Below are 18,786 nucleotides of genomic sequence, written 5' to 3' on the forward strand. Positions count from 1 at the left end.
GGGTTCCTCCCGAAGCGTTTTCTTGACATAGTATCATGGCACATCCAACAGGGTCCAACGCGCTCTATCTTGGCTGCCCGGGAAACAATATGACGACTGATACTGGCAAGACTGTTTTTTCTGGCACTGGTCGTTTTTGCCGCACAGGCGCGGCGGTCGTCTTTTTGGCGATCGCCGGCTGTTCGAGCACCAACATCGAGGGCGCCACGCCTGTCGCGGCTACCGACGGGCCGAAGAACACCGGCGCCTATCCGAACCTGAATATCCCGCCGCAGGCGGCGGCGGAGCAATTCACCGAGGCGGAAAAGAACGCCAACCTCGCCCAGTTGAAGGCGGAGGCACGGGCGCAGGGCTCAAAGGGCGGCGCGGTCAAGGTCGCGAACCCGGCGGCGCTGAACACATTGGCGAAGCAGCACGGCGCCGATGCGCTGAAGCAGATCGAAGCCAAATGCGATCCCGCCCTCGACCCTACCTGCAAATAGGATTATATCGCGCGACCGACAAGCACCACCGACGGGCACCTTTGCCAAAAACCACTTTGACCGTCTGGAATTGAACCCACCACTGGAAACGACATGGAAGAATTTCACAAGGTCCGCCGGCTTCCGCCCTACGTCTTCGAGCAGGTCAACCGGCTGAAGGCCAGTGCCCGATCGCGCGGCGCCGACATCATCGACCTTGGCATGGGCAATCCGGACCTGCCGACGCCCAAGGCCATCGTCGACAAATTGTGCGAGGTCGTGCGCGACCCGCGCACGCACCGCTATTCATCGTCGCGCGGCATTCCGGGCCTGCGCCGCGCCCAGGCCAATTACTATGCCCGCCGTTTCGGCGTGAAACTCGACCCGGACACGCAAGTGGTGGCGACGCTGGGCTCGAAGGAGGGCTTCGCCAATATGGCGCAGGCGATCACCGCGCCAGGCGACGTGATCCTGTGCCCAAACCCGACCTATCCGATCCACGCTTTCGGCTTCATCATGTCTGGCGGCGTCATCCGCTCGTTGCAGGTGGAACCGGACGACGGCTTCATTCCGGCGCTGGAGCGCGGCATCCGCCATTCGATCCCGAAGCCGCTGGCGTTGATCCTCAATTATCCGTCGAACCCGACGGCGCAGGTCGCCTCGCTCGATTTCTACAAGGAGGTGGTGGCCTTCGCCAAGAAGAACGACATCATCATCCTGTCTGACCTTGCCTATTCGGAAATCTATTTCGACGGCAATCCGCCGCCCTCGGTGCTGCAGGTGCCGGGCGCGATCGACGTGGCGGTCGAGTTCACCTCGATGTCGAAGACCTTTTCGATGCCCGGCTGGCGCATGGGTTTTGCCGTCGGCAACGAGCGGCTGATCTCGGCGCTGACGCGGGTGAAATCCTATCTCGACTACGGCGCCTTCACGCCGATCCAGGTGGCTGCCGCGCACGCGCTCAACGGCGACGGCGCCGATATCGCGGAAGTGCGCGACATCTACCACAAGCGTCGCGACGTCATGGTCGACGCCTTCAGCCGCGCCGGCTGGGTCGTCCCGGCGCCGGCGGCGTCGATGTTCGCCTGGGCGCCGATCCCGGAGCCGTTCAAGCATCTCGGCTCGCTCGAATTCTCCAAGCTTCTGATCGAGCACGCCGACGTGGCGGTGGCGCCGGGCGTCGGCTTCGGCGAGCATGGCGACGATCATGTGCGCATCGCGCTGGTCGAGAACGAGCACCGGATCCGGCAGGCGGCGCGCAACATCAAGCGCTTCCTGGCGTCCAGCGCCAAACAGCCCAACAATGTGGTGCCGCTCGCCGCGCATCGTTGAGTTGCCACAGATCACATCGACCAAATTCTTGAGGGGCGTCGCCGGACATGGCTGAAGCGTTGCGTGTTGGAATCGCCGGTCTCGGCACTGTCGGCGCTTCGGTGGCGCGCGTGCTGCGCGACAAGGCGGCGGAACTGACTCGGCAATGCGGCCGCGAGGTCGTCGTGTCGGCCGTTTCGGCCCGGGATCCCAAACGCGACCGCGGCGTCGATCTCGGCGCGGCCAAGTGGTTCGACGATCCGGTAAGAATGGCGCAGACCGCCGAGATCGATGTCTTCGTCGAATTGATCGGCGGCGACGAAGGGCCGTCGCATTCATCCGTGAAAGCGGCGCTTGAAGCCGGCCGCCACGTCGTCACCGCCAACAAGGCGCTGCTCGCCAAACATGGCGTGGCGCTGGCCGAGACCGCCGAGAAGAAGGGCGTACTGCTCAATTACGAGGCGGCGGTGGCGGGCGGCATTCCGGTCATCAAGACGATGCGCGAGGCGATGGCCGGCAATTCGGTGACCCGCGTCTTCGGCATCCTCAACGGCACCTGCAACTACATCCTGACCCGCATGGAAGCCGAGGGCCTGTCGTTCGACGACTGCCTGAAAGATGCGCAGCGGCTGGGCTATGCCGAGGCCGACCCGACCTTCGACATCGAGGGCCACGATACCGCGCACAAGCTGTCGATCCTGACCAGCCTTGCCTTCGGCACGAGGATTGCCGCCAACGACATCTACATGGAAGGCATTTCCAACATCAGCCAGGCCGACATCCGCGCGGCCGGCGATCTCGGCTACCGGATAAAGCTGCTCGGCGTCGCCCAGCGCACGGAAAGCGGTATCGAACAGCGCGTGCACCCGACCATGGTGCCGACGGCCTCGGTCATCGCGCAGGTGCACGGCGTCACCAATGCGGTGGCCATCGAAACCGATATCCTTGGCGAGCTTTTGCTCTCCGGTCCGGGTGCCGGCGGCAACGCCACCGCATCGGCGGTGGTCGGCGACATTGCCGACATCGCCAAGAGCCGGCCCGGCTTCCAGCACGGTCCGGTGTTCGGCCTGCCGGCGAAGGAATTGCGGCCGTACAAGAAGGCGCAGATGCGCAGCCATGCGGGCGGCTATTTCATCCGGCTGACCGTGCATGACCGCATCGGGGTCTTTGCCGCCATCGCCAAGCGGATGGCCGACAACGAGATTTCGCTGGAATCGATCGTGCAGCACGCCGCCGGGCCGGATACCGCCTTGCAGAAGACAGTGATTCTCGTCACCCACGAGACGACGGAAGCGGCGGTCCGCAAGGCCGTCGACGGCATCACCAGGGACGATCATCTGGCCGACAAGCCGCAGGTCATCCGCATCGAGCGGGCGGAATAGGCATATCGCTTTTCTCCTCAATCGATTGATATCGTTGTGTTTTCAAAAAAGACCCGCAGAGGTCTTGCTGTTGTCATGGAGCTTTGACACAACCGGCGCGCCTCTGGCGGGAGGCAATGTGCCAACGAGGATTGTCCACCGATGAACGTTGCCCAGAACATCGTCGCCGGCCTTGACCGGATACTCACAATGGAACTGGTGCGTGTCACCGAACGCGCCGCCGTTGCGGCAGCCAGATTGCGCGGACGCGGCGACGAAAAGGCCGCCGACCAGGTCGCGGTCGACGCGATGCGCGAAGAGCTCAACCGCCTCGCCATCAACGGCACGGTGGTGATCGGCGAAGGCGAGCGCGACGAGGCGCCGATGCTCTATATCGGCGAAGAGGTCGGTTCCGGCAAAGGCCCGGCGGTCGATATTGCGCTCGATCCGCTCGAAGGCACGACGATCTGCGCCAAGAACCTGCCCAATGCACTGGCGGTCATCGCCATTGCGGAAAAGGGCAGCCTTCTGTTCGCGCCCGACGTCTATATGGACAAGATCGCCATTGGCCCGGGTTATGCGGACGGCGTCATCGACATCGATGCCGCGCCGGCCGAAAACATCGCCAGCCTGGCCAGGGCCAAGGGCGTGGCGGTGTCGGAGATCACCGCCTGCATCCTCGACCGGCCGCGCCATGGCGCGCTGATCGAGGCGGTGCGCACCACGGGCGCTGCGATCCGGCTGATCGGCGATGGTGACGTCGCCGGCGTCATCCATACCACCGATCCGGACGAAACCGGCATCGACATCTATCTCGGCACCGGCGGCGCGCCGGAGGGTGTGCTGGCGGCGGCAGCGTTGCGTTGCACCGGCGGCCAGATGCAGGGAAGGCTGATCCTCGACACGCCGCAAAAGCTGGCGCGCGCGGCGAAGATGGGCATCCTCGATCCGAAGCGGGTCTACCGCGCGCAAGACATGGCGCGCGGCGACGTGCTGTTCGCGGCAACCGGCGTGACCGACGGCAACATGCTGGCCGGCGTCAAGTTCGGCCGCAATTTTATCACCACGCATACGATCGTGCTGCGCTCGTCGTCGCGCACCGTGCGCGAGATCAAGGCCAGGCACCAGGATCTGGAAAAGTTTTGATTCCCGACTCGGTTGGCCGTCGCATATTGTGAGCAATGACAATCCGCAGACGGCACGTCGCATGACGGGCGAAAACCGTATCTTCCTCGATGTCAGGCAGTCGGCATCAGGTGTTTCCTGGGAGCACCGGTTGACCGAGCGGCAGGACATGACGGCGCTTGCCATAGCGCAAGGCTATGGCGTGCCGGACATCGTTGCGCGCGTGCTTGCCGGGCGCGGCGTGACCGCCGAGCTGACCGAGCGGTTCCTGGATCCGACCATCCGCGACCTCTTGCCGGACCCGGCGTCGCTGACCGACATGGACAAGGCCGCCGCCCGCATCGCCGGGGCAGTCGTTGCCAGGGAAAAGGTGGCGATCTTCGGCGACTACGATGTCGACGGCGCGGCCTCGTCGGCGCTGCTCAAGCGGTTCCTCACGCATTTCTCGGTACCTGCGGAGATCTACATACCGGACCGTATCTTCGAAGGGTACGGCCCCAACCCGGAAGCGATGCGTGAACTCGTCTCGCGCGGCGCGACGCTGATCGTCACCGTCGATTGCGGCACCAACAGCGCCGTATCCATCGACGCGGCGAACGCTGCCGGCGCCGATGTCGTGGTGCTCGATCATCACCAGCTCGGCGGTCCGCTGCCGGCAGCGGTTGCGGTCGTCAATCCCAATCGCGAGGACGACCTTTCGGGGCAGGGCCATCTTTGTGCCGCCGGCGTCGTCTTCCTGGCGCTGGTGCAGACGGCGAGGATCCTGCGCGGCCGGTTGCCCGATGCCGCACCGCCGGACCTGCTCGGCTTGCTCGACCTCGTTGCGCTGGCCACCGTTTGCGACGTGGTGCCGCTGACCGGTGTCAACCGCGCCTTCGTGGTCAAGGGACTGCAGATCGCACGCCAGCAGAGGAACGAAGGATTGGCGGCGTTGGCGCGGGTCTCGCGCATCGGCGAGCCGGTCAGCACCTTTCATCTGGCCTATCTGATCGGCCCGCGCATCAATGCCGGTGGGCGCATCGGCGACGCAGCACTCGGCAGCCGCCTGCTCGCCACCGACGATCCCGTCGAGGCCCGCACCATCGCCGAGACGCTGGACCGGCTCAATCAGGAGCGGCAGCAGATGGAACTCGAAATGCTGGCCGCGGCGCGCGTCGAGGCCGATGCCGAGCTTGCCGGCGGCAATGGCCCGGCCATCGTCGTCACCGCCAGCTCCAACTGGCATCCGGGCATCGTCGGCCTGCTGGCCTCGCGGCTCAAGGACCATGCGCGCCGGCCGGCTTTCGCCATCGCCTTCAACGCCAATGGTGTCGGCACCGGGTCCGGCCGTTCGGTGTCGGGCTTCGATCTTGGCCGGCTGGTGCGCGAGGCGGCCATTGCCGGGCTGATCGTCAAGGGCGGCGGCCATGGCATGGCGGCCGGCATCACGGTGGAGCGGGCGAAACTTGGCGCGCTCAGGGCCTTCTTCGAGGAACGAGCGGCGGCCGAGGTGTTCCGGCTGCAAGGCGAGGAAAGCCTGGCGATCGACGGCGCGCTGGCCGCCGAAGGCGCGACGCTTGGCCTGCTCGATGCACTGGAGAAAGCCGGCCCGTTCGGCGCCGGGCATGTCGCACCGGTCTTCGCGCTGCCGCGCCATCGCCTTGCCGATGCGAGGCCGGTCGGCACCAATCACATCCGCGCCGAGTTGCAGTCGGAGAGCGGTGGACGCATCCAGGCGATCGCGTTTCGCGCCGTCGATACGGCGCTCGGCGAATTCCTGTTCAAGAACAGGGGCAAGCCGGTGCATGTCGCCGGTTCGCTGTCGGGCAATCACTGGAACGGCAACCGCACGGTGCAGTTCCGCATCGTCGATGCCGCGCGCGCCTGAGGTTAGCTTCCGTTTTCTGCGCGGACCTTCAGTTCGGGTCGCGCTTCAGGCCAGAACCGCCTGCAGGCGGGCCAACTCGTCGATCTGCGCCATCGTCACCTGATAGCCGATGCGGATCGCCTCGTCGGCGCGATGGAATTCGGTCAGGCCGATATGGCTGAGTTTTGGCTGCAGCGACATATCAGGCGGGTCGCCGGCAAGACGCGCCCGCGAAATGCGATCCTGGATGATGTTGAAGGCTTCGACCATAACTCCGGTGATGCCGAGCCGTGTCTGGTACTGGTGCCCTGTGTCGATCAGGCCGGGCCTTGGCGCGTCCTTCTCGACGACCAGTTCGCCGGCGCTGTGCTTGATGACGGCGGCGCGGCCGAACAGATCGTAGTGAAGGTTCACCGCGACCACGAGCGGCTGCTCGTAGGCGCGGCAGACCGAGACCGGGACCGGATTGACCAGCGCACCGTCGACCAGCACGCGACCGTTGCAACTGACCGGTTCGAATACGCCGGGCAGGGCGTAGGAGGCGCGCATGGCGGTGATCAGCGAGCCGCCCGACAGCCAGATTTCATGGCCGGTGCGGATCTCCGTGGTGACGCAGACGAAAGGTTTTGGCAGATCCTCGAAACGGATGCCGGCCATGTGCTCGCGCAGCCGTGCATCGAGCTTCATGCCGCCGAACAGTCCGCTGCCGCGCAGGTTGAGATCGAGAAGACCAAAAATACGCCGCTTGGTCAGGCTCCTGGCGAATTCTTCCAACTCATCCAGCTTGCCGGCAAGGTAGCAGCCGCCGACCAGCGCGCCGATCGAGGTGCCGGCGATCATCGACACTTCGATGCCGGCTTCGTCGAGCGCGTGCAGTACGCCGATATGGGCCCAGCCACGCGCGCAGCCGCCGCCCAGCGCCAGCGAAATGCCTGTTTTCCTGGCGGGGCTCTTTTCGGATGCACCGGCGGACGATGACAGGCCATTGGCCTCCCGAACGTCAGGTCTGCTATGCAATGACGCCCATTCGAGCATCACAATCTCCCTTGTCCCGCGGCTAAATTATCGGCAGGCCGTATCGAAATCATGAATATACGTGATTGCAGTTCGGCGAATGGTTCAAATAGATGGTTCATGAGGCTTTCGATACGTTTCTTGCGCATCGAACAGCGGCTTGCTGCCATCGCTGGCAAGCGTCCCCTTGCCGTCGATCAGTCCCACCGTCCGATAAAAGCAGGAACGCCGGCCGGTGTGGCAGGTTGCGTCGTGGCCCATCACTTTGACGCGCAGCCATATTGCGTCCTGGTCACAATCCGTGAGCATCTCGACGATTTTCTGGACATTCCCGGACGTTTCGCCCTTCTTCCACAGAGCGCTGCGCGAGCGCGACCAGTAGTGGGCGATGCCGGTTTCCAGCGTCAGCGCCAGCGCCTCGGCGTTCATGTGCGCGACCATCAGCAGCATGCCGTCTTCGGCATCGGTGACGACGACGGTGACCAAGCCGCCGGCATCGAAGCGCGGCGAAAAGACCGTGCTTTCTTCCAGTGTTTTCTTGTCTGATGGAGCTTTCGGAAATTCCACTGCCGACATCGCCGGTCCTTGTTCAGAGCCTCGCCCAGTCCGATCGGATCGGAATGGGCGAGGCTCTGTCTTGTTGTTTGGCCATGATCTGATCCGAGAACCGGTTCTCATTTCTCGCGATCATGGCTGGCGGCCGGCGAGGCTCGTTCAGCCCCTGCCGCCGCGCACCATGGTGACGAAACGGACCTGTTCCTCGGGCGTGTCCTTGAAGACGCCGGTGAAGGTCGAGGTCAGTGTCGTCGAGCCTTCCTTGCGGATGCCGCGCATGGCCATGCACATATGCTCGGCTTCGAGCATGACGGCGACGCCGCGCGGATTGAGCACATCCTGGATGACGCCGGCGATCTGTGCGGTCATCGCTTCCTGGGTCTGCAGGCGCTGGGCAAAGATATCGACGACGCGGGCGATCTTGGACAGGCCGACGACCTTGCCGTCCGGCAGATAGCCGACATGCGCCTTGCCGATGATCGGCACCATGTGGTGCTCGCAATGCGAATGGAACGTTATATCCTTGACGAGGACAAGGTCGTCATAGCCGGCGACTTCCTCGAAGGTGCGGCCGAGTTCTTCGGCCGGGCACTTATCGTAGCCGCCGAACATTTCACGATAGGCCTTCACCACACGCTTTGGCGTATCGACCAGGCCCTCCCGGTCCGGATTGTCGCCGGTCCAGCGCAACAGCGTGCGCACCGCGGCCTCGGCTTCGGCTTCGGTCGGCCGATCGGTGACCGGCTTTTCCATATAGGCGGAAGGGGGCATGAATTTCTTGATGACGGCATCCATAAAGGCGTCTCCCGTAGTTCCCCTCTCAGGAGGAACGAGTTGAACGGACCACGACCTTTCGGGTGTTAGAAACGTGCCCTGTTTCCAGCCCGTAAGCGGCGTGAAGTGAATTGAGCAGGGACGCGGTCGTTGATCGCCTTGTCCATACCCGAGTACCAGCATTATATATGATCGTTGCGAGCGAAAAGAAGGCCGTCTGCGGCAATCGCTGTTCGCTCGGCGGCGACGGATTGGAAAAATATGATCGACGACGTCTACAATGCGAAAATTCTGGGATTTGCCGGGAATATCGCGCGGATCGGCCGGCTCGACCATCCCGATGCAACCGCGCGCGCGCATTCCAAGCTGTGCGGCTCGACGGTGACCGTCGATCTGAAGATGGACGACGGCGTCGTCACCGATTTCGCCCATGACGTCAAAGCCTGCGCGCTTGGCCAGGCGTCGTCCTCGATCATGGCGCAGCATGTCGTCGGCGCCAGCGCGGATGAATTGCGCAGCGTTCGCGAGACGATGCTGAAGATGCTGAAGGAAAACGGCGCACCGCCGCAAGGCCGCTTCGCCGATCTCAGATATCTCGAGCCGGTGCGCGACTACAAGGCGCGCCATGCCTCGACCATGCTGACCTTCGATGCGGTGGTCGACGCGATCGGCCAGATCGAGAAGAAGCGCGCCGAACAGGCGGCGTAGCCGTCAAATGGCGACGGATCACACGCATCAGAGGCCGCGATATACACGCAACTGGCCAGGCCCCTGGCGCAAGACGCCCGGCCGGATTTTGGGCACCTCGCTCGTGCGTTTTTATCAGCTGACGCTGTCCGGCTTTGTCGGCAATTCCTGCCGGCATTTGCCGACCTGCTCCGAATACGCGCACGAAGCGATTGCCCGCCATGGGCTATGGGCCGGCGGCTGGATGGGTTTTTTCCGCGTGCTGCGCTGCGGGCCGGGCGGAACGCATCGCATCGACCGGGTGCCGGAGGTGCTGGCCGAGCGCTATGTCTGGTTCACGCCCTGGCGGTACTGGCGGATCGGAAAAAAGCGCAGTCACCCTGAAAGCTGATGCGGAAAGGGGAGCTCTGCATCGGGCAGATCTTTACGATTTGCTAGGGTTAACCGCACGTTGCCCATTTAAGACAAAATCGAGACAAGACGCCTCGCTAAGCCTCTCCTGATAGCCATCAGGAGAGATTGCCAATGCGCCAGATAGACCACCGTCCATTCGTTTTCGCCGTGGTTATCTACCTTCTGGCCTGGCTTTTTGGTTTTCCGATCCGCGCTCAATCGGCGCCGCTGGAGGAGGTCGAATGTACGCTGATCCTGGACGCTGCAAGCGGTGAAACGCTGTATCGGGACGGGGTCTGCGACCAGCGCTTCAGTCCCGCCTCGACGTTCAAGGTCCCCTTGGCCCTGATCGGCTATGATGCGGGAATCCTGAGCGACGAGCACACGCCGGCCTGGGACTACAAGCCCGAGTTCAAGGCGGTCAAGCGCGATCGGAAAACCGTCGACCCGACGATCTGGGAAAAGGACTCGGTGCTGTGGTTTTCGCAGGAAATCACCCGCCGGCTCGGCAGCGAGCGGTTTGCCGGCTACGTCTCGAGATTCGACTACGGCAATACCGATGTTGCCGGCACTGCCGGCAAGAATGATGGCCTCACCCGGTCCTGGGTGAATTCTTCGCTTGGATATCGCCGGTCGAACAGGTGAATTTCATGCGCCGGCTGCTTGCCGGCGAACTGCCGGTTTCGGACAAGGCCCACGCGATGACCAGGGCGATCTTGCCGACCTTCCGGTCAGGTGGCTGGACCGTGCACGGCAAGACTGGGACCACACGGCTTGGCGACGGCGCCGACAAGCGCTGGCTTGGCTGGTTTGTCGGCTGGGCGAACAAGGATGCGCGCAGCATCGTCTTTGCCCGCCTGGTGATCGATACGAAACGTTCCGATACCCCGAAGGGGCCTCAGGCGCGGACGATGTTCCTGAAAGAGCTGCCGAATCTCGTCGACAGGAGCAAGTGATTGGCCATTCGCCTTTACGGCACGAAAATCTGCCCATAAAAGACTGCCGCCGGACGCATCCGGCTTTTTACTTTATGCATGTCGTCGGCCAAAAACCGCTGCACACTTTTGGGCGACATGCATTCACCACCCGCGCTCGTTTGCGGGACTGGATAGGAGAATTTTATGCTGAATTCCGTTTCCCTGACATTTCCCGATGGCTCCGTCCGCGACTACGATGCGGCGATGACCGGCGCCGGCCTGGCGGAATCGATCTCGAAGTCGCTGGCCAGGAAGGCGGTCGCCTACTCGATCGATGGCGTGGTGCGCGATCTTTCCGACCCGCTCGGCAAGTCCGGCAAGGTCGAGATCATCAGCCGCGAAGACCCGCGCGCGCTGGAGCTCATCCGTCATGACGCAGCGCACGTGCTGGCCGAAGCCGTGCAGGAATTGTGGCCAGGTACGCAGGTGACCATCGGCCCGGTGATCGACAACGGCTTCTACTATGATTTTGCCCGCAACGAGCCGTTCACGCCCGACGATTTCCCGGTGATCGAGAAGAAGATGCGCGAGATCATCGCGCGCAACAAGCCGTTCACCAAAGAGGTGTGGTCGCGTGAGAAGGCGAAAAAGATCTTTGCCGACAAGGGCGAGCGCTACAAGCTGGAACTGATCGACGCCATTCCCGAAGATCAGGACCTCAAGATCTATGCGCAAGGCGATTGGTTCGACCTCTGCCGCGGCCCGCATATGGTCTCGACCGGACAGATCGGCAGCGCCTTCAAGCTGATGAAGGTGGCCGGCGCCTATTGGCGCGGCGATTCGAACAACCCGATGCTGACCCGCATCTATGGCACGGCCTGGGCCGATCAGGCGCAGCTCGATGCCTATCAGACCATGCTGGAGGAAGCCGAAAAGCGCGACCACAGGAAGCTCGGCCGCGAGATGGACCTGTTCCATTTCCAGGAGGAGGGGCCGGGCGTCGTCTTTTGGCATGCCAAGGGCTGGAGGCTGTTCCAGAACCTGGTCAACTACATGCGCCGCCGCCTCGACGAGCAGGGTTATCAGGAAGTCAACGCGCCGCAAGTGCTCGACAAGAGCCTGTGGGAGACGTCAGGTCACTGGGGCTGGTACCGGGACAATATGTTCAAGGTGACGGTTGCCGGCGACGACACCGACGACGACCGGATGTTTGCACTGAAGCCGATGAACTGCCCCGGCCACGTCCAGATCTTCAAGCACGGGCTGAAGTCCTACCGCGATCTGCCGGTAAAACTTGCGGAATTCGGCAATGTGCATCGCTATGAGCCGTCCGGCGCGCTGCATGGGCTGATGCGCGTGCGCGGCTTTACCCAGGACGATGCCCACATCTTCTGCACCGAGGAACAGCTCGCCGACGAATGCATCAAGATCAACGACCTGATCCTGTCGACCTATGCCGATTTCGGCTTCGATGAAATCACCGTCAAGCTGGCGACCCGTCCCGAAAAACGGGTCGGCACCGACGCGATGTGGGATCATGCCGAGGGCGTGCTGCAGGACGTGCTCGACAAGATCGCGGCGCGGTCGGGCAACCGGATCAAGACCGGCGTCAATCCGGGCGAGGGCACGTTCTACGGGCCAAAATTCGAATATGTGCTGAAGGACGCCATCGGCCGCGACTGGCAATGCGGGACCACGCAGGTCGATTTCAACCTGCCGGAACGGTTCGGCGCCTTCTACATCGGCTCGGATTCGGAAAAAAAGCAGCCGGTGATGGTGCATCGCGCCATCTGCGGTTCGATGGAGCGCTTCCTCGGCATCCTGATCGAGAACTATTCCGGCCATTTCCCGCTGTGGTTCGCACCGCTGCAAGTGGTGGTCGCAACGATCACCTCCGATGCCGACGATTACGCGCAAAAGGTCGTCGCGCAGCTGAAGGCGGCCGGACTGCTGGCGGAAGCCGATCTTCGCAACGAGAAGATCAACTACAAGGTCCGCGAGCACAGCCTGGCCAAGGTTCCGGTCATCCTCGTCTGCGGCAAGCGCGAGGCGGAGGAAGAGACGGTCAACATCCGCCGGCTCGGCTCGCGCGACCAGGAGTCGCTTGGCCTTGGCCAGGCAGTGGCAATGCTTGCCGAAGAGGCGGTGACGCCCGACCGCAAGCGCAAACGAGCGGCCTGAGTTCAGCCGGATTGTCGATGAAATGGCGGTGGAGCGATCCACCGCCATTCACATGCACGCCATTCACATGCCCGCCATTCACACGCTTGTCACGCCGGTCTTGTAACGAGCCTCATGCTCAAGCTGAAGATGCGCGAAAGACCGTTTCCCGAGCTTTCCTATGCCAGCCCGCATCAGCCGGCATTGACGCGCTGGTTCATCCACTCCATCGAAGGCCTGTCCGGCCGCGACCGCTTCGCGGCGCTCTATGACTTTTGGCGCCGCCATGTGGTGCCGAGCGGCGAGCGCGTGTTCAGCCGCATGCTGGAGCTGATCGATGTCAGGGTGCGGACCACCGGCCAATGGCCGCCGGAAAAATTGCCTGACACGCCGCTGGTGATCGTCGCCAACCACCCGTTCGGCATCGGCGACGGCATTGCGGTGCTGTCGCTGGCCGAGCAGCTTCAGCGCCCGTTCCGTGTCATGATCCACAAGGATCTGCTCAAGATCCGCGAGATAGAGCCCTATTCGCTGCCGATCGACTTTTCCGAGACCAAGGACGCGCTCAGGAACAACATGGCGGTGCGCCATGAGGCGATGCGGCTGCTGAAAGACGGCGTCATCATCGTCGTCTTCCCCGCGGGCGGCGTCGCCACCGCGCCGAAAGGTTTTGGCCGGGCGCGCGACCTGCCGTGGAAGATGTTTCCGGCCCGTCTCGTTAGGGATGCCAAGGCGTCGGTTGTCCCAATGCACTTTTCCGGCCAGAACGGGCGGCTGTTCCACCTGGTCAGCGGACCCATGAACCTGGCCGAGCGTGACGGGCGCGTCGCGAAGTTCGTCGGCAGGGCTTCGCTGACGCTGCGTACTTCGCTGCTCATCCACGAATTCGGTCGGCTGTCCGGCAAATCGATCGACGTGCGCGTCGGCGACGTGCTGGGATGGGACGAACTGGAGCAGGTGGGCGACCGCAAGGCTTTGCTCGAGCGGCTTTACCGGGCTGTCTTCGATCTGGCTCCGGCGGAACCGCGCGGCCGCGGCCAGTTTCTGCCGCAACGCATGCGTAACGCGGCTTGATCGGCAATCATACGCTGCTGGACCGGTTCCCGCACAGGGTTCGGACGTCTAGTCCGCGCCTTCCTGAGGATCGATCGCCGAGGCCTCCGTGGCCAAAACCTGGATTTCCTGGTTCTGCCCGGCCACGACCGTAAAATCTTTCTGGTAGATGCGGTCGCGGTTCTTGGCGATGATTGTGTAGTCGCCCTCGGCAAGCACCATCGAAGCAAAGGCGCCGACGGTTTCCTGGATGGGATCGCCGGATTCGTTGAGCAACGACCAGGAGGTGTCGGCGATCGCCTCTCCGCCCGGCTCGCGCACCAGCTTCATGGTCATCTCCGCCGCACGATGCTCGACGGCTGCTTCGGTCAGCTTGCCGGCCTCGACGCGGATGTCTGAGCGGATGACCGCATTCACCGAGCCATAAGTCGAGACGACGTGATAGACGCCCGCGTTCAGCCGCACGACGCTGTTCGGCTCGACGTCGGGTATGATCAGGGCGCGATCGTGATTGGCCTCGGCCTGGCCTTCATAGATCGAAAAGCGCAATTTCTTCGGCGGTATGCGCACCCCGCCTGACAGGACGGCGTCGAGCTTGAGTCCGCCGGCATCGAGCACGAGGCTTTCGCGCTTGGCGTCCTTGCCGACGGTGATGCGCTTGGTGGCTCCGGCCCGGCCGTAAGAGGCGTGGACCAGATAGCTGCCGGGCTCGAGCTGGAACACCGCGCTGCCGCCATGGGCGGAAGCGACCATCGGCAGCTTGCCGTCGCCGGTGGCGTCAGGCTTGAAGACGCGCCAGACGATGCCGCGTGTGATGTCGGCGCCCTTGTCGGTCAATTGCGCCGACAGCGTGATCGCCCCGCTGCTCGCCGCTGCCAGCGGTGCCTCGCTTGTTGGGGGCGCATAGTTCGACATTCCGGGAAGTTTCAGATCACCGAGGCCGTCCGCATCCTGCGCGACGGCAAGCGAAACCGGCACCATCAACAGTGCGGCTGCGAGCCAGATCGGGAAAAGTCGCGATGTCCCCTCAAACATGGCTTGCGTTGAAGCCCAAGGCGGTGGCAATTTCAAGGCTCAAAAGTCCGATCAGCTTCTACTGGAGGGCTCTTTGTGCGGCGCGCCGCGCCAAGCCCGAGCCGCCCGATGCCCCGATGGTGCGCTTCAGCTCAAATTCCAAGGAGACTTGCGCCCATGGCGTCGCCGATCATCGACTTTCTGCTGACCCGAAATTCCGCGCCGATCCCGGAGTTGAAGGAACCGGCGCCCAGCGACGCTGACATCGCGACGATGATTGCCGCCGCCTCGCGGGTGCCGGACCACGGCCGGCTCGAGCCGTGGCGCTTCATCCTCTACCGGGGCGAGGCGCGCGTCGAGATCGGCAAGAAGCTGGCGGCCCTTGCCGCACAGCGCGAAGGGCCGCTGCCGGAAGGCCGCCATAACCAGGAACTGGCGCGCTTTTCGCGCGCGCCTTTGGTGATCGGCGTGGTGTCGAGCCCGAAGGAAAACCCAAAAATCCCGCAATGGGAGATGTTCCTGTCCGGCGGCATGGCGGCGATGAACCTGATGCTATCAGCCAATGCGCTGGGCTATGGCACCAACATGATCAGCAACTGGTATTCCGACGTGCCGGAGGGCAGGGCGATCCTGGGGCTGGCGCCGCATGAGCGGGTGGTCGGCTTCATCCATATCGGCTCCTATCAGGGGCCGGCGCCCGAGCGGCCGCGGCCGGATCCGGCAAAGCTCTATGGCGATTATGCAGGGCCATGGGTGGGCTGAATGTTCTACGAGCCGTCTAAAGGCCACGGGCTGCCGCATGACCCGTCCAAGGCGATCGTGGCGCCACGGCCGATCGGCTGGATCTCGACGGTGAACAAGGCCGGCGAGGTCAACCTCGCCCCCTATTCATTTTTCAATGCGTTTTCGACGCGGCCCTTCATCGTCTGGTTTTCATCCGAAGGCGAGAAGGACAGCGCCACATTCGCCGAAGAAACGGGCGAGTTCGTCGCCAATCTCGTCAGCCGCGATCTCGCTGAAAAAATGGTCCGCACCGCGGTCGATGCGCCGCGCGGCGTCACCGAATTCGACTATGCCGATCTCGCCATGGCGCCGTCGCGGCTGGTTGCGCCACCCCGCGTGGCGGCGGCGCCCGCGGCGCTTGAATGCCGGGTGACGGAGATCATGCGTCCAAAGGCGCTGGACGGGACACCGTCCGGCGCCATCGTCGTTGCCGGCGAAGTCGTCGGTGTGCATATCGACGATGCCTTCCTGAAAGACGGCATCTTCGATATCGTCAGGGCGGGCAATGTCGGCCGTCTCGGCTATATGGATTATGCCAGCGTCAGCGAGATCTTCTCGCTGCGCCGGCCTCATTGGGGAAAAGACTAGGCTGGGAAAATATTAGGCCGAAATCCCTGCCGCCCTGGCGCGTGCCAGAAGCCGCTCTGCCAGCTTGAGATGCGGCCGGTCGTACATCTTGCCGCCGATGCCGACGACGCCGGGATTTCCAGCCGCCTCGAATGCCTGGACGATCGCCAGGGAGTGTTTCACCGCCTCGGTCGACGGCGTGAAGGCGGCGTTGATGACAGGCACCTGCGCCGGATGGATCGCCATCTTGCCGGTGAAGCCGTCGCGCTCGGCCTCGGCGCATTCCGCCGCGAAGCCGGTCATGTCGCGAAAATCTGGGAAAACCGTGTCGATCGCCGCGACTTCCGCGGCACCGGCGGCGAGGATGGTCATGGTGCGGGCGAAGCGGAACACATCGGTGTAGCGGCCATTCTCGTCGCGGGCCGTGCGCGCACCGATTGCTGCCGAGAGATCTTCCGCACCCCAGGTCACGCCGACAAGCCGCGCACTTGCGTTGGCGTAGCTCGCGGCCGCCAGCACACCGGCAGCTGTTTCGGTGATGATCGGCAGGATTTTTATCGCACCGTCCGGCACCCCGCTTTCGGCCTCGTGCACCCTGAGCTTGGCCGAGAGCTGCTGGACATCCTGTCCGCTGTTCGACTTCGGCAGCATGATGCCGTCGGGTTTCACTGGCACGAGTGCCGCCAGATCGTCATCCGCCAGGCCGGTCGAGAGATCGTTGATGCGGACATAGATTGCGGAACTGGTTTGATGCCCGTGTTCGGTGATGAAGCGTGCGGCGATATCGCGGGCCAAGGTTTTGTTTTGTGGCGCGACCGAATCCTCGAGATCGACGATGACCACGTCGGCGTCGGCGCCAATCGCCTTTTCCAGCTTCTTTTCCGAATCGCCGGGAACGAACAGCAGCGAGCGCATCGGTCAGGCCGCCTTCTTCATCATCATCGCCTGCCTCGTGCATTTGGCGACGAGCACGTCGTTCTGGTTGTAGGCGCGGTGCTCGAATTCGACGATGCCGCGGTCCGGCTTCGACCTGGACTCGCGCACCGACACCACCGTCGTCTCGACGCGGATGGTGTCGCCGTGGAAGACCGGATGCGGAAACACCGTCTCCTTCATGCCGAGATTGGCGACGGTGGTGCCGACGGTGATGTCGTTCACCGAAATACCGATCATCAGGCCCAGCGTGAACAGCGAATTGACCAGCGGCTTGCCCCATTCGCTTTTGGCGGCGAAATCGAAATCGATGTGCAGCGGCTGCGGGTTCAGCGTCATTACCGAGAACAGCATGTTGTCGCTTTCGGTGACGGTTTTCCGCAGCGTGTGCTGGAAGACGTGGCCGACGACGAACTCTTCCAGATAAAGCCCGGCCATGGTCGATCTCCTCCGCTGCCGCATCGCCCCGAAAATCGGAATCGATTTATGGAAAGCACGATGCTTCAAAGTGTTAGCGTGCTTTGTGCGTCCGAAAGCGCGCAAGTCGCTCTAAGGGTTGATAGGCGCTGCCTACCGCGCTCGCAAGCCAGTTAACAAAGAGGGGCAGTTAACAAAGATGGTGAACCGTTCGTAAACCATTTCTGCCTACGGTCTTCACGGGGCGGGAACGGACTCGGGCTAGGGGCATAGCGGACGGCATGGTTGTTTCGCATTTCCTGAAATGGATTCATACGGCAAGGGTCTCTGAGCGCGCCGCGGCAGCAAGTGCATTGGCTCGCGCCTACATCAATGCCGAACTGCCTTTCGAGGATCGCTGCGCGGCGGAGGCGGCGCTGACGCTGCTGCTCGACGATGCCTCGTCGAAAGTGCGGCTGGCGATGGCAGAGGCGCTGTCGATGAGCCATCACGCGCCGCTGCAGATCATCAGCGCGCTGGCGTCCGATCAGCCGGAAGTCGCCAGCCTGGTGCTGGCACGTTCGCCGCTGCTTACCGATGCCGATCTGACCGACCGGGTTGCCGGCGGCCAGAAGGCGATCCAGAAACTGATCGCCGATCGTCCGCGCGTCTCCATGGCGGTCGCCGCCGCGATCGCCGAAATCGGCGAGCCGGAAGCCTGCGCCACGCTTCTCGCCAACAGCGGCGCCGACATCGCTTCGCTCAGCTTCCGCCGTATCGCCGAACGCCATGGCCATCTGCCTTCGCTGCGCGAAGCGCTGATATCGGATGCGCGTCTGCCCGCTGACTGCCGGCATATGCTGCTGATAAAACTTGGTGAAACGCTCAAGGGTTCGCCGCTGGTCCTGGCGCTGATGGGCCGTGCCAGAACCGAGCGCGTCATGCGCGACGCCTGCATCAAGGCTTCCCTGACGCTGATCGAAGGCACGCGCCAGGAAGTACATGCGGCGCTCATCGAGCATCTGCGCCTGCGCGGCGACCTGACCGCAAGCTTCCTCATTCGCACCATCGCGCACGGCAAGGTCGATTTCTTCGGCTCGGCGCTGGTCGCGCTCAGCCAGCAATCCGAACAACGGGTGAGGGCGCTGCTGGCCGGCGGGCACGACGTGGCGCTGCAGGCGCTGCTCCGCAGCGCTGGCCTGGCCGCGGCCACGCACGCCATCATCCTGCGCGCGCTGAAGGTCTGGCGCGAGGTCGCCAATGGCAAGCGCCTCGCCGGGGTCCAGGAAGTCAGCTGGCTGATGCTGAAGGAATTGGGCGGGCAGTCCGCCGAAGGCGATCTCGCCGGATTGGTCAAATCGATCCACCTCGATGCGCTGCGCGAAAACGCGCGCGGTCACGCGCTGGCGATCGCTGCGGCTTAGGCCTTATCCTTC

At 63.4% G+C, this 18,786-nt stretch carries 18 protein-coding genes and 1 pseudogene; 13 read left to right on the plus strand and 6 right to left on the minus strand.

The genetic code is table 11. The annotated features are described in order from the left end of the window. Positions 1-164 precede the first annotated feature (164 nt). The 5 genes from AC0L3D_RS11125 (at position 165) to recJ (ending at position 6,125) form a co-directional block, all read left to right on the plus strand. Positions 165-482 carry a hypothetical protein gene (locus tag AC0L3D_RS11125; RefSeq protein WP_473629862.1) on the plus strand — a complete coding sequence of 106 codons (318 nt, stop codon included), beginning with the start codon at positions 165-167 and terminating at the stop codon, positions 480-482. A gap of 93 nt (positions 483-575) precedes the next feature. Beyond that, entirely contained in the window at positions 576-1,793 is a 1,218-nt protein-coding gene (locus AC0L3D_RS11130) for an LL-diaminopimelate aminotransferase (protein ID WP_077383891.1), read from the plus strand. A 47-nt stretch (positions 1,794-1,840) separates the two neighbouring features. Then, positions 1,841-3,154: a homoserine dehydrogenase gene (locus AC0L3D_RS11135; protein ID WP_473644322.1), complete on the plus strand. Its 1,314-nt coding sequence runs from the start codon at positions 1,841-1,843 to the stop codon at positions 3,152-3,154. Positions 3,155-3,295: 141 nt separating this feature from the next. After that, on the plus strand, positions 3,296-4,279 hold the full coding sequence (gene glpX, locus AC0L3D_RS11140) for a class II fructose-bisphosphatase (RefSeq protein ID WP_473476952.1): 984 nt from the start codon (positions 3,296-3,298) through the stop codon (positions 4,277-4,279). A gap of 61 nt (positions 4,280-4,340) precedes the next feature. Further along, positions 4,341-6,125 carry a single-stranded-DNA-specific exonuclease RecJ gene (gene recJ / locus AC0L3D_RS11145; protein WP_473644324.1) on the plus strand — a complete coding sequence of 595 codons (1,785 nt, stop codon included), beginning with the start codon at positions 4,341-4,343 and terminating at the stop codon, positions 6,123-6,125. Between the two features lie 45 nt (positions 6,126-6,170). On the opposite strand, the gene AC0L3D_RS11150 is transcribed toward recJ, so the two are convergent. The 3 genes from AC0L3D_RS11150 to folE all read right to left on the minus strand — a co-directional run bounded on the left by AC0L3D_RS11150 (position 6,171) and on the right by folE (position 8,468). Further along, positions 6,171-7,139 (minus strand): patatin family protein, encoded by a 969-nt coding sequence (locus AC0L3D_RS11150; protein WP_473644326.1) that lies wholly within the window; start codon positions 7,137-7,139, stop codon positions 6,171-6,173. Between the two features lie 84 nt (positions 7,140-7,223). Next, on the minus strand, positions 7,224-7,694 hold the full coding sequence (hisI, locus tag AC0L3D_RS11155) for a phosphoribosyl-AMP cyclohydrolase (protein WP_077383899.1): 471 nt from the start codon (positions 7,692-7,694) through the stop codon (positions 7,224-7,226). Between the two features lie 138 nt (positions 7,695-7,832). Next, positions 7,833-8,468, minus strand: coding sequence for a GTP cyclohydrolase I FolE (gene folE, locus AC0L3D_RS11160; RefSeq protein ID WP_023801043.1), 636 nt, complete (start codon positions 8,466-8,468; stop codon positions 7,833-7,835). 240 nt (positions 8,469-8,708) lie between these two features. Here folE and AC0L3D_RS11165 point away from each other — a divergent pair, with 240 nt between their 5' ends. The 5 genes and pseudogenes from AC0L3D_RS11165 to AC0L3D_RS11185 all read left to right on the plus strand — a co-directional run bounded on the left by AC0L3D_RS11165 (position 8,709) and on the right by AC0L3D_RS11185 (position 13,678). After that, positions 8,709-9,155, plus strand: a complete 447-nt coding sequence (locus AC0L3D_RS11165; protein ID WP_287303237.1) for an iron-sulfur cluster assembly scaffold protein — start codon at positions 8,709-8,711, stop codon at positions 9,153-9,155. A gap of 7 nt (positions 9,156-9,162) precedes the next feature. Next, positions 9,163-9,525 carry a membrane protein insertion efficiency factor YidD gene (yidD, locus tag AC0L3D_RS11170; RefSeq protein WP_473644328.1) on the plus strand — a complete coding sequence of 121 codons (363 nt, stop codon included), beginning with the start codon at positions 9,163-9,165 and terminating at the stop codon, positions 9,523-9,525. A gap of 134 nt (positions 9,526-9,659) precedes the next feature. After that, positions 9,660-10,483: pseudogene (gene blaOXA / locus AC0L3D_RS11175) on the plus strand (class D beta-lactamase). Positions 10,484-10,648: 165 nt separating this feature from the next. Beyond that, entirely contained in the window at positions 10,649-12,625 is a 1,977-nt protein-coding gene (gene thrS / locus AC0L3D_RS11180; protein ID WP_473644330.1) for a threonine--tRNA ligase, read from the plus strand. Positions 12,626-12,739: 114 nt separating this feature from the next. Beyond that, positions 12,740-13,678, plus strand: coding sequence for a lysophospholipid acyltransferase family protein (locus tag AC0L3D_RS11185; RefSeq protein ID WP_473644332.1), 939 nt, complete (start codon positions 12,740-12,742; stop codon positions 13,676-13,678). 48 nt (positions 13,679-13,726) lie between these two features. On the opposite strand, the gene AC0L3D_RS11190 is transcribed toward AC0L3D_RS11185, so the two are convergent. Further along, positions 13,727-14,692 carry a hypothetical protein gene (locus tag AC0L3D_RS11190; RefSeq protein WP_473644334.1) on the minus strand — a complete coding sequence of 322 codons (966 nt, stop codon included), beginning with the start codon at positions 14,690-14,692 and terminating at the stop codon, positions 13,727-13,729. Positions 14,693-14,848: 156 nt separating this feature from the next. On the opposite strand from AC0L3D_RS11190, the gene AC0L3D_RS11195 reads away from it, so the two are divergent. Together AC0L3D_RS11195 and AC0L3D_RS11200 are read left to right on the plus strand one after the other, a co-directional pair. Further along, the gene (locus AC0L3D_RS11195; protein ID WP_128244793.1) at positions 14,849-15,433 is read left to right on the plus strand and encodes a nitroreductase family protein; all 585 of its coding nucleotides are present in this window, start codon (positions 14,849-14,851) and stop codon (positions 15,431-15,433) included. After that, on the plus strand, positions 15,434-16,042 hold the full coding sequence (locus AC0L3D_RS11200) for a flavin reductase family protein (protein WP_473644336.1): 609 nt from the start codon (positions 15,434-15,436) through the stop codon (positions 16,040-16,042). A gap of 12 nt (positions 16,043-16,054) precedes the next feature. On the opposite strand, the gene AC0L3D_RS11205 is transcribed toward AC0L3D_RS11200, so the two are convergent. Both AC0L3D_RS11205 and AC0L3D_RS11210 read right to left on the minus strand, forming a co-directional pair. Further along, on the minus strand, positions 16,055-16,936 hold the full coding sequence (locus tag AC0L3D_RS11205) for an HpcH/HpaI aldolase/citrate lyase family protein (RefSeq protein WP_473644338.1): 882 nt from the start codon (positions 16,934-16,936) through the stop codon (positions 16,055-16,057). Positions 16,937-16,939: 3 nt separating this feature from the next. Beyond that, positions 16,940-17,416 (minus strand): MaoC family dehydratase, encoded by a 477-nt coding sequence (locus AC0L3D_RS11210; RefSeq protein ID WP_473644340.1) that lies wholly within the window; start codon positions 17,414-17,416, stop codon positions 16,940-16,942. A 236-nt stretch (positions 17,417-17,652) separates the two neighbouring features. Here AC0L3D_RS11210 and AC0L3D_RS11215 point away from each other — a divergent pair, with 236 nt between their 5' ends. Next, positions 17,653-18,774 carry a DUF2336 domain-containing protein gene (locus AC0L3D_RS11215; protein WP_473644342.1) on the plus strand — a complete coding sequence of 374 codons (1,122 nt, stop codon included), beginning with the start codon at positions 17,653-17,655 and terminating at the stop codon, positions 18,772-18,774. Positions 18,775-18,786 lie beyond the last annotated feature (12 nt).

This window comes from Mesorhizobium sp. WSM4837, assembly GCF_055811435.1.